Origin of the sequence: Methylobacterium sp. J-072 (genome assembly GCF_022829425.1) — a bacterium.
Lineage (GTDB): Bacteria > Pseudomonadota > Alphaproteobacteria > Rhizobiales > Beijerinckiaceae > Methylobacterium.
In genome coordinates this window covers 45,363-56,323 of record NZ_JAKSYK010000024.1, presented here as the reverse complement: position 1 = coordinate 56,323, position 10,961 = coordinate 45,363, and the positions used below count along the sequence as shown (strand labels likewise).

The following is a 10,961-nucleotide window of genomic DNA, read 5'->3' as shown; positions in this document are numbered from 1 at the left end:
CAGGCCGTGGCTGCGATCGTGGCCGGCCGGGCCGGCGTCGAGGACGTGATTGCCGGCCTGCTGGCCCGACCGCTGCGGGGCGAGACCGATTAGGGTTTCGAAAGGTCCGGGACCTTTTGGGGGTCGCGGGCAGCGCCCTGCTGTCGGGCTTCGCTCGATGCATCAGGGGCTCCGCCCCCGAACCCCCCCAAAGGGCTGAGCCCTTTGGCCCGGAGCCCGCCGACACAGGCGAACAGCCAGCCCGGACCAGCCGCACAACCTTGGCGCGGGGTGGAGCAGCCCGGTAGCTCGTCAGGCTCATAACCTGAAGGTCACAGGTTCAAATCCTGTCCCCGCAACCAAATCTTTTCCCACTACTCGACCACCATCAAAAACCCGGTCCGCTCGCGCGGACCGGGTTTTTCGTGTTCGGGGTTCAGCGGCCCTCGCCGCCGAGGACCAGGCGCAGGGACCGGGCGAGTTCGTCGCGGCGGTAGGGCTTGTTCAGGACCGGCAATTCGCCGTGGCCGATCACTTGGCCCTCGTCGAGATTGGCCACGTAGCCCGAGGTGAGCAGCACCTTGATCCCGGGGCGCACCCGCTGGGCTTCGACGGCGAGCTGCGAGCCGTTCATGCCGCCCGGCATGACCACGTCCGAGAACAGGATGTCGATGCGCTCCACGTCCCGGAGATGGCCTAAGGCCTCGGCCGCGTTGCGGGCGATGATGACCCGGTAGCGCAGCTCCTCCAGGCTCTCCACCGCCATGCCGAGCACCTGCTCGTCATCCTCGACCAGCAGTACGGTCTCGCCCTCGCCGGCGCGGCGCAGGGGAATCGTCCGCAGCGCGCCGGCGCCGGTCTCCTCGTCGGCCGGGTCGGTGGAGCGCTGGAAGTAGAGGTTCACGGTGGTGCCGGAACCGACCGCGGAGGCGATGTCGACGAAGCCGTTGGCGCTGCGGGTGAAGCCGTAGACCTGGCTGAGCCCGAGCCCGGTCCCCTTGCCGACCTCCTTGGTGGTGAAGAACGGCTCGAACACCCGCTGGAGCTTGTCCGGCGGGATGCCGGCGCCGGTATCGGTCACCGAGACCAGCACGTAGGGGCCCGGTGCCACGCCCTTCTCGGCGACCGCGCCGGTGCCGAGATGGACGTTGCGGCTCGTCACGGCGATCCTTGTGTGGCCGGCGCGACCCTCCATGGCGTCGCGGGCGTTGACGATCAGGTTCAGCACCGCCGCCTCGAACTGGGCCGGGTCGATCCGGATCGGGTCGAGGGCGGGGTCGAGGTCGAAGGCCAGCTCGACCGCACCGCCGGCGGCGCGTTCCGCGAGCGGCTTGAAGTCCAGGAGCAGGCGGTTGGGGTTGAGGGTCTGCGGCCGCAGCATCTGGCGGCGCGAGAAGGCGAGGAGCTGCTGGGTCAGCTGCTCGCCCCGGCGGGCCGCGCCCATGGCGGCTTCCGCGAGCCGCTTCACCCGGTCGACCTGCTCCGGCCGCCGGAGCACCATGTCGAGGCCGCCGACGATGACGGTGAGCAGGTTGTTGAAGTCGTGGGCGACGCCGCCGGTGAGCTGGCCGATCGCCTCCATCTTCTGGGCCTGGCGCAGGGCCTCCTCGGTGACGTGCTGGTCGGTGCGGTCCATCAGGATGCCGGCGATCCGGGTCGCCGCGCCCGCCGCGTCGTACTTGACCTGCCCCCGCAGGGCGATCCAGCGCACCGCCCCGTCGACCCGGCGGATGCGGCATTCGAGGTCGAGCCGGCCGGTCTGGCCGACCGTCGCGAAGGCGCGCTCGACGCCGTCGCGATCCTCGTCGACGACATGGGCCAGGAAGGTCTCCCGGCTCCAGAACGATTGCGGCGCGTCGTAGCCGAACACGGCGTCGAAGCGGGGCGAGCGCCGGGACGCGCCGGTGCCATAATCGAGGTCCCAGGATCCCATTCCGGCGGCGTCGAGGGCGAAGGCGAGGGTCTCGTGGGCGGTCTCGACCTCCCGGGTCCGCTCGGTCACGCGCCGCTCCAGCCCCTCGTTGGCGAGCCGGAGCTGTTCCCGGTCGCGCTCGCGCTCCAGGAGACGCTCGCGCGCCTGGTACTGGCGGCGCCTCGCCCGCAGGGCGGCGGCGGTGGCGCTGACAAGGGTCTCGGCGTTGATCGGGCGCTCCAGCAGGACCACGTTGCCGAGCCGGGCGAGCAACTGGGACGCCCGCGGGGAGCGATGCCCCTGCTGGCGGGTCGCCAGCACGATGAACGGGAAGTCCGACCAGGCGGGCTGCGCCTCGAGCCATGCGAACAGGGCCGGCGGCCCGGTATCCCCGAGGGCCTCCTCGGTGACCAGCGCCGCGGCGGCACCGGCCCGGAGGGCGTCCAGCCAGCCGGCCAGGTCGGCACAGATGGCGGCCTGCGTGCCGGCCCGGGCGAGCACCTGCTCGGCCACCGCGGCGTCGCGGCCGCGCGGCGCCAGGATCACGATACGCGCCTCGTCCTGCGTCGACGCGGTCACCGGCCGCCGCCGCCCAGCATCGCCACCGCGCCGCGATAGGACGGCAGACCCGTGAGCACCCCCTCGAAATCGGTCAGGGCTTCACCGACCTGGATCCCGTGCGCCGACAACCGCATCTCGCGGATGGTGCGCTCGTGCGCGTTCACCCGGCTCTTCACCACGGAGAGGGCCGTGCGGACCTCGCCCCTGGCTTCGAAGAACCGGAACAGCAGGATCGCATCGCTGAGATAGCTGAGATCGATATCGGTCCGGACCTCGCCGATCACCCCGTGCTGCCCCAGGACCAGCAGCGTCGTGACGCCCTGCTGGTTCAGGTAGCTCAGCATCTCGTGCATCTGCAGGATGAGGAACTCCTCGCCCGGCATCGCGTGCAGGTAGGCGTTCAGGCTGTCGATCACGACGAAGCCGGACCGGCGCTCCTCCACGGCCTGCCGGACCATGCTGGAGAACTCACCCGGCGAGAGCTCGGCCGGATCGATCTGCGTGATCGTCAGGCGCTCGGTCTTGAGATGCGGGGTCAGGTCCATGCCCAGGGCGGTGGCGCGGCTGAGCAGGGTCGCGAGGCCCTCGTCGAACAGGTAGTAGGTCGTGGTCTCGCCGCGCTCCAGGGCCGCCAGCATGCAGCGGATGGCGGTGGTCGTCTTGCCGACCCCGGACGGGCCCAGCAGCAGGGTGTTGGTGCCGGGCACCAACCCGCCGCCGAGCAGAAGGTCGAGCGCGCCCGTCCCGGTGGAGCGCGTCTTAGCCTCGAACGGCGTGTGATGCTCGGCGGCGATCAGGCGCGGGAACACCCGGATCCCCCCGGTCTCCAAGGAAAAATCGTGGTCGCCACCCCGGTACTTGATGCCGCGCATCTTGACGATGCGCAGCCGGCGCCGCTCGGAGCCGAATTCGCGCAACGTCTGTTCCAGCGAGATCACCCCGTGGGCGATGCTGTGGAGCTGCAGGTCGCCGGATTCCGAGGTGCGGTCGTCGAGCATCAGGACGGTGCAGGCCCGCCGGGCGAAGAACTGCTTGAGCGCCAGGATCTGGCGGCGGTAGCGCAGCGGGTTCTGGGCGAGCAGGCGCAGCTCCGAGAGCGAATCGAACACGACCCGCTCGGGCTTGAGCGCCTCGACCCGGGCGATGACCTCCCGGACGGTCTCGCCGAGTTCGATCTCGGACGGGTGGAGGATCGACTGCTCGCTGTCGGGATCCAGCCCCATCTCGCTGACGAGTTCGTAGACCTCGATGCCGTCCAGCGACCAGCCGTGGGTCGCGGCGGACGCGCGGAGTTCCTGGCTCGTCTCGGACAGGGTGACGTAGAGCGTCGGCTCGCCGCGCGCTGCGCCTTCGCGCAGGAACTGGAGCGCCAGGGTGGTCTTGCCGGTCCCGGGCGTGCCCTCCAGCAGGTAGAGGCGGCTCGGGGTCAGGCCGCCGCAGAGGATGTCGTCCAGGCCGGGAATGCCGGTCGAGATCCGCGGCGCCGGGGCATCCGGGAGCGCCGTGTCGGTGTCGGTCATCGGCTCGCTCAACGCTCCCCCAAACGCAACGTATAGTCCGTGCGGCGCGCACGGTAACAACTGCGCCGTGCCGTGTCAGCGCCGGAGCCGGGCCGGCCCGCGGGACGGCGCACGGGCCTCAGGCTTCGATCATATCGCGGATGCGCGAGGCCAGGGCCTCGATCACGAACGGCTTGGTGAGCACCTGCATGCCGTCATCCAGGTACCCGTTGCCGACCGCGGCATTCTCCGCATAACCTGTGATGAACAACACCTTGAGACCCGGACGGGTTTCACGGGCGGCATCGGCCACCTGCCGGCCGTTCATGCCGCCCGGCAGGCCGACATCGGTGATCAGCAGGTCGATGCGCGCGTCCGATTGCAGGACCTTCAGCCCGGACGGGCCGTCGCCGGCCTCGATGGCGAGGTAGCCGAGATCCTCCAGCACCTCGGTCACCAGCATGCGCACGGAGGGCTCGTCGTCGATGACGAGGACGGTCTCGCCCTGCTCGGCCCGGGGCGCCGGGGCGAGGTCCGGCATCGCGGACGCCGCGGAGATGTCGCCATGGAAGCGCGGCAGGTAGAGGCACACGGTCGTGCCCTGTCCGACCTCGGAATAGATCCGCACCTGGCCGCCGGATTGCCGGGCGAAGCCGTAGACCATGGACAGGCCGAGCCCGGTGCCTTGCCCGATGGGCTTGGTGGTGAAGAACGGGTCGAACGCCTTGGCGATCACCTCCGGGGTCATGCCGGTGCCGGTATCGGTCACGCACAGCGACAGGTACTGGCCGTGCGGCAGGTCGCGCTCGCGGGCGGTGCGGTCGTCGAGCCAGCGGTTGGCGGTCTCGATGGTGATGCGGCCGCCGTCGGGCATGGCGTCGCGGGCGTTGATGCACAGGTTCAGGAGCCCGTTCTCGAGCTGGCCCGGGTCGACCAGGGCGGGCCACAGCCCGGCCGAGCCGACCACCTCGATATGGATCGACGGGCCCACGGTCCGGCGGACCAGCTCCTCCATGCCGTGGACCAGGGCGTTCACGTCGGTGGGCTTGGGATCGAGGGTCTGGCGGCGCGAGAAGGCGAGCAGGCGGTGGGTCAGCGCCGCCGCCCGCTTGGCCGCGCCCTGGGCGGCGGTCATGTAGCGGTCGAGGTCGGTCATCCGGCCCTGGCTCATGCGCGTCTGCAGCAGCTCCAGGCTGCCCGAGATGCCGGTGAGCAGGTTGTTGAAGTCGTGGGCGATGCCGCCGGTCAGCTGCCCGACCGCCTCCATCTTCTGCGATTGCCGCAGGGCCTCCTCGACCTTCGCGCGCTGGGCGGCCTCCTCCTCGACGCGCCGCTCCAGGGTGGCGTTGAACGCCTCCAGGGCGGCCTTGGCGCGCAGCTCCTCCTCGATGTTGCGGGCCTCGATGACGGTGCCGATCGGCTCGCCGCGCTCGTTCCGGATCGGGCTCGCGGTGAAGCCGACGGGATAGAACGAGCCGTCCTTGTGGACGAAGACCTCCTCGCCCTGCTCGCGCTCGTTCTCCGGGAAGGCCTGGTCGATCGGGCATTCGCACAGCGGGTAGGGCGATCCGTCCGGCCGGGTGTGATGCACCACGTCGTGCAGGGCGCGGCCCTCGGTCTCCTCCAGGGCGTAGCCGGTGAGCGTCTCGGCGGCGCGGTTCATGTAGCTGCAGTGCTGGCGGTCATCCATCAGGAAGATCGCCTGCGAGGTGTTGTTGAGGATGGCGTCGAGCCGGCGGGTGGTCTCGACCAGGCGCTCCTCGGCGGCCTTGCGGTCGTGGATGTCGGTGACCGAGCCGATATAGCCGTGAAAGCCGCCATCCGCCCCGAGGCGGGGCTGGGCCGCGTCGATGAACCAGCGATAGCGGCCGTCGGCGCCGCGCAGGCGGTATTCGACCCGGAACGCACCGTGCCGGGCGTTGGCGTCCAGGAACGCCCGGCCGGACGCATCCCGGTCGTCCGGATGGACCGCGTCGAGCCAGCCGAGGCCGAGGCCGTCCGCTTCGCTCTGGCCGGTATAGTCGTACCAGCGGCGGTTGAGATAGGTGCAGGCCCCGTCGGGGCCGGCCATCCACATCATGACCGGGGCATGGTCGGCCATGTTGCGGAACCGCGCCTCGCTCTCCCGCAGGGCCGTCTCGGCCCGTATCCGGGCGGTCGTCTCCGTGCAGGTGCAGAACAGGCCGACCACCGCGCCGGCCTCGTCCCGGAGCGGCGCGTAGGAGAAGGTGAACCAGGTCTCCTCGTCGTAGCCGTGGCGGTTCATGACCAGGGGCAGGTTCTCGACCCAGGTCGCCTCGCCGGCCAGCGCGGCCGCGACGAACGGCGCGATGTCGGGCCAGATCTCCGCCCAGATGTAGGGGAAGCGCGCGCCCATCGCGGCCGGGTGCTTGCTGCCGAGGACGTCCCGGTAGGCGTCGTTGTAGAGGAAGCCGAGCTCCGAGCCCGCGGCCACGAACATCGGGAAGCCGGATCCCTGCATCAGGCTGACGGCGGCGCGCAGCCACTGGGGCCAGTCCTGCGGCGGACCGAGGGTCGAGGACGACCAGTCGAGCGCGCGCATGGCGGCACCGGTCGCGCCGCCGCCCGCGACGGCAGCCGGCCCGTCCCGGACAGCGCTCCCGTCATCCGCGTGCCCCATCACCCTCGCCAACGCGGTCTCCTTCGCTCGCGTCCACACCCGCCTCAACCGTGCGACAACGCCGCTGGGCGGCGGCCGTTCTCCGGGTTCGGCACGGTCGGTTGCCGAGAGCGGCCCTTGTGGTCCCTGCGGATGGTGACGCCAAGTCCCCGTCCGGCATCCGGATACGGATACGGATCGGCGGACTTGCGCGCGCGTTAGGGGAGAAATACTGCCCGACACGGCGTCCGCGTCGTCGCCTCCGGCTTTCGAGCCGGCCTGAATTTGCCGTGCGCCCCGTTCCGCGAGGCGCTATGCCCCTGAACCGCCCCGCCCCGGGCCTAGGTGAGGCCCGATCTTGGTGCACGCCCGCTCCCTCTTGTTCGTCGTCTACTGGACCGCCTGGACGGCCCTGTTCGTCGCACCGCTGGTCGTCCTGGCGCTCGCCGGCGCCCCGGCGCGGCCGGTCCGGACGGCCGCGCGGCTCTGGGCGCGCGGGGTCCTGGCGGGACTCCACCGGATCGTCGGGCTGCGCTACGTCGAGGAGGGGCGCGAGCATCTCCCGGCCGAGCCCTGCCTGCTCGTGGCCAACCATCAATCCACCTGGGAGACCCTGGCCTTCCTGGTGCTGGTGCCCGACGTGGCCATCGTGGCCAAGCGCGAATTGCTGGCGATCCCGGTGGTCGGCTGGTTCCTGCGGCGCTCGCCGATGATCGTGATCGACCGCGCCAACGGCACCCAGGCCCTGCGGGCGATCATCGAGGGCAGCCAGGCGGCGGTGGCGGAGGGTCGCTCGGTGCTGATCTTCCCGGAGGGGACCCGGGGCCGGGCCGGCGATCCACTGCAGTTCAAGCGCGGCGTGGAACTGCTCTACGGCCGGCTGCGCCTGCCGGTGGTGCCGGTGGCGGTGAATTCGGGCCTGTTCTGGCCCCGCGGCGCGGCCACCCGGGCCGGCACCATCGTGGTGAGCTACCTCGCCGCCCTCGCCCCCGGCCTGCCGGCGGCGGAGTTCCTCCGCTGCACCGAGGGCGCGATCGACCGGGAGCTCGACCGCTGGCGCCCGGCCGAGGCGCAGGGACGGCGCTAACAAGGTCGATCGGCTCCACAGCCAAAACCTCGGTACTCCCTACCGACGCCGAAGATTGCAACCCATAGTTGCACAAGCGGTTACGTCATGAAACCGGAGACGTTCATGACGCCCTCTGCTGCCGCGATCCTCAGCCCCGCCGCGCGCCGGCGCGTCGGCCCCGGCGCGCTCTCGACTCTCGGCATCTGACGGCCCGGCCCCCGCCGCTCCCGCGGCGGGGTTCTGTTCGGGTTTCCGAACCCGAGTCTCCGGGGAGACCGTCCTGTGACCGACGAAGGCGTGTTGCGTGTTGCCAAGAGCCGGGAATTCCGGGCCGCCGTGCGGGCCGGGCGGAGCGCCCTGATCACCGTGATGATCGTCAGCGGCCTGATCAACCTGCTGATGCTGACCGCCCCGATCTTCATGCTCCAGGTCTACGACCGGGTGCTGCCGAGCCGGAGCATCGCCACCCTGGTCGGGCTCGCCGGCATCGCCCTGATGCTGTTCGTGATCCAGAGCGTGTTCGAGGTGTTCCGCGCCCGGATCCTGGCCCGCTTCGGCCGCCTCGTCGACGAGCGCCTCGGACCCCGGATCTTCCGGACCCTGCTGGCGCGCGGCTCCGAGACGCCCTGCGGCGACGACGGCCCCCAGGCGCTTCGCGACCTCGACACCGTGCGGGGTTTCGTGTCGAGCCTGGCGCTCACCGCCTTCTTCGACCTGCCCTGGGTGCCGCTCTACATCGCGGTCTGCTTCCTGTTCCATCCCTGGCTCGGGGCGGCGATCGCGGGGGGCGCCCTGGTCCTGTGCGTCCTGACGGTCCTGACCGACTGGGCCTCCGCCGAGACCACCCGGGAGACCGTGCGGGTCGCCGGCGCGCGCCGGTCTTTCACCGACATGGCGCACCGGACCGCGCCGCTGCTCTGCGCCCTGGGGATGCGGTCGCGGGTGGCCGATCTCTGGCAGATCCGGACCCGCGAAAACCTCGACGTCGCCACCTCCAGCAACGACCTCGCCATCGGCTTCGGCGCGACGGCGCGGCTGCTGCGCACGGTGCTGCAATCCGGGATCCTGGGGCTTGGCGCCTACCTGGTGGTGCGCGAGGAGGCCACCGGCGGGGTGATGCTGGCCGCCACGATCCTGTCGGCCCGGGCGCTGGCGCCGGTGGATCTCGCCATCGCCAACTGGAAGTCGTTCTCGGCCGCCCGGCAGGCCTGGGGCCGGCTGGTGGCGTTCCTGCCCCGGCGGGAGCCGGAGGCCCTGACACCCCTGCCGGCGCCCCGGGAGAGCGTGCGCGTGACCGCCCTGTCGATCGCCGCCCCCGGGACCGACACCCTGGTCCTGCACGACGTCAACGTCGCCCTGGCGCCGGGCAGCGCCCTGGGGGTGATCGGCGCCAGCGGCTCGGGCAAGTCGACCTTCGCCCGGGCGCTGGTCGGCCTGGCCCGGCCGGTCCGCGGGGTGATCCGCCTCGACGGCGCGGCGATCGACCAGTGGGATCCCGACGCCCTCGGGCGCGCGGTCGGCTACCTGCCGCAGGACATCGCGATGTTCGACGGCACCATCGCGGAGAACATCACCCGGTTCGATCCCGCGCCCGACCCGGAGGCCCTGCAATCGGCCGCGAAGGCGGCGGGCGTCCACGAGGTCGTGCTGCGCCTGCCCGGCGGCTACGACGCCCGGGTCGGCGCCGGCGGGCTCGGCCTGTCGGGCGGCCAGCGGCAGCGGATCGCGCTGGCGCGGGCACTCTACGGCGACCCGTTCCTGGTGGTGCTCGACGAGCCGAACTCCAACCTCGACGTCGATGGCGACCGCGCCCTGGCGGCGGCCGTGCAGGGCGTGCGCGCCCGAGGCGGCATCGTGGTGGTGATCGCCCACCGGCCGAGCGCGCTGGCGGCAGTCGACCGCATCCTGGTCCTGGGCGAGGGCCGCGTGCGGCTGCACGGGCCCCGGGACGAGGTCCTGGCGCAGCTGGGCGCCCTGACCCGGCAGACCCCCGCGAGGGTCGCATGACGCGGGACCAGGCCTCCACCGACCCGACCCGCGAGACCCGGCGCTCGCTCCGGCGGCACGTCGCCGGCGTCGCCGCCGTGATCGTGCTGGCCACCGGCACCGGCGCCTGGACCGCCGCCACCGAACTGTCCGGGGCGATCATCGCCACCGGCTCCCTGGTGGTCGAGAGCAACATCAAGAAGGTGCAGCACCCGACCGGCGGCGTCGTCGCCGAGCTGCCGATCCAGGAGGGCGCCCGCGTCCAGGCCGGCGACCTGCTGGTCCGCCTCGACGCCACCACCACCCGGGCCACCTACGACAGCGTCACCAAGAGCCTGTGGGAGATCGCCGCCCGCAACGCCCGGCTGGAGGCCGAGCGCGACGGCCGCGACGAGCCCGCCTTCCCGGCCGAGCTCGCTGGGGCGGGACCCGAGGTCGCCCGGATCGTCGACGGCGAGCGCAAGCTGTTCCGCTTCCGCCGCGACGCGCTCCAGGGCCAGAAGGCACAGCTGCGCGAGCGGATCGGGCAGCTGCGCGAGGAGATCAAGGGCCTGGTCGAGCAGACCGCCGCCAAGGAGCAGGAGACCGCGATCATCGGGCGGGAATACGAGGGCGTCGAGGACCTCTGGAAGAAGAACCTGATCCAGCTGACCCGGCTCACCAGCCTCCAGCGCGACATGTCCCGCCTCAAGGGCGAGCGCGGGGTCCTGGTGGCCAACATCGCCCAGACCAAGGGCAAGATCTCGGAGACCGAGCTGCAGATCATCCAGCTCGAGCAGAACCTGCGCAGCGACGTCGCCAAGGAGCTGGCCGAGAACCGCGCCAAGGCCGCGACCCTGACCGAGCAGCGGATCTCCGCCCTCGACCAGCTCCAGCGCATCGAGATCCGCGCGCCGCAGACCGGCTACGTGCACGAGCTCGCGGTCCATACGAGCGGCGGCGTGATCGCGCCGGGCGAGCCGATCCTGCTGATCGTGCCGACCGCCGATTCCCTGGTGGCCGAGGTCCGGGTCGCGCCCCAGGACATCGACCGGCTGCAGACCGGCCAGGAAGCGGGCCTGCGCTTCCCGAGCTTCGACCAGCGGACCACGCCGGAGCTCAACGGCCGGGTCACCCGGATCGCCGCGGATGTCAGCGAGGACAAGCGGACCGGCAGTGTTTACTACCTCGTGCGCCTGGGCGTGACCAAGGACGAGCTGAGCCGGCTCGACGGCGCCAAGCTGATGCCTGGCATGCCGGTGGAAGCCTTCATCCGGACCGCCGACCGGACGGTCCTGTCGTACCTCACCAAGCCCCTGGTCGATCAGGCGCGGCGGGCGTTTCGCGAGAAGTAGG

The 10,961-nt window shown here is 71.5% G+C and carries 6 protein-coding genes and 1 tRNA gene; 4 read left to right on the top strand and 3 right to left on the bottom strand.

What is annotated here, in order from left to right; translation table 11 throughout:
* Positions 1 to 264 precede the first annotated feature (264 nt).
* A tRNA-Met gene (locus MKK67_RS01475) sits at positions 265 to 341 on the top strand.
* Positions 342 to 415: 74 nt separating this feature from the next.
* On the opposite strand, the gene MKK67_RS01470 is transcribed toward MKK67_RS01475, so the two are convergent.
* From MKK67_RS01470 to MKK67_RS01460, 3 genes are all read right to left on the bottom strand, one after another.
* Positions 416 to 2,470 (bottom strand): ATP-binding protein, encoded by a 2,055-nt coding sequence (locus tag MKK67_RS01470; RefSeq protein WP_243961363.1) that lies wholly within the window; start codon positions 2,468 to 2,470, stop codon positions 416 to 418.
* Positions 2,467 to 3,972 carry an ATPase domain-containing protein gene (locus MKK67_RS01465; protein ID WP_243961361.1) on the bottom strand — a complete coding sequence of 502 codons (1,506 nt, stop codon included), beginning with the start codon at positions 3,970 to 3,972 and terminating at the stop codon, positions 2,467 to 2,469. The genes MKK67_RS01470 and MKK67_RS01465 overlap by 4 nt, the downstream gene beginning before the upstream one ends.
* 118 nt (positions 3,973 to 4,090) lie before the next feature.
* Positions 4,091 to 6,592, bottom strand: a complete 2,502-nt coding sequence (locus MKK67_RS01460; protein WP_409568354.1) for a PAS domain S-box protein — start codon at positions 6,590 to 6,592, stop codon at positions 4,091 to 4,093.
* Positions 6,593 to 6,929: 337 nt separating this feature from the next.
* On the opposite strand from MKK67_RS01460, the gene MKK67_RS01455 reads away from it, so the two are divergent.
* From MKK67_RS01455 to MKK67_RS01445, 3 genes are all read left to right on the top strand, one after another.
* On the top strand, positions 6,930 to 7,658 hold the full coding sequence (locus MKK67_RS01455; protein WP_279595091.1) for a lysophospholipid acyltransferase family protein: 729 nt from the start codon (positions 6,930 to 6,932) through the stop codon (positions 7,656 to 7,658).
* Positions 7,659 to 7,922: 264 nt separating this feature from the next.
* A complete protein-coding gene (locus MKK67_RS01450; RefSeq protein WP_243961357.1) occupies positions 7,923 to 9,647 on the top strand; it encodes a type I secretion system permease/ATPase in 1,725 nt (574 codons plus the stop codon).
* Complete coding sequence (locus MKK67_RS01445) at positions 9,644 to 10,960, top strand: HlyD family type I secretion periplasmic adaptor subunit (protein WP_243961355.1); 1,317 nt, start codon at positions 9,644 to 9,646, stop codon at positions 10,958 to 10,960. The genes MKK67_RS01450 and MKK67_RS01445 overlap by 4 nt, the downstream gene beginning before the upstream one ends.
* Position 10,961 lies beyond the last annotated feature (1 nt).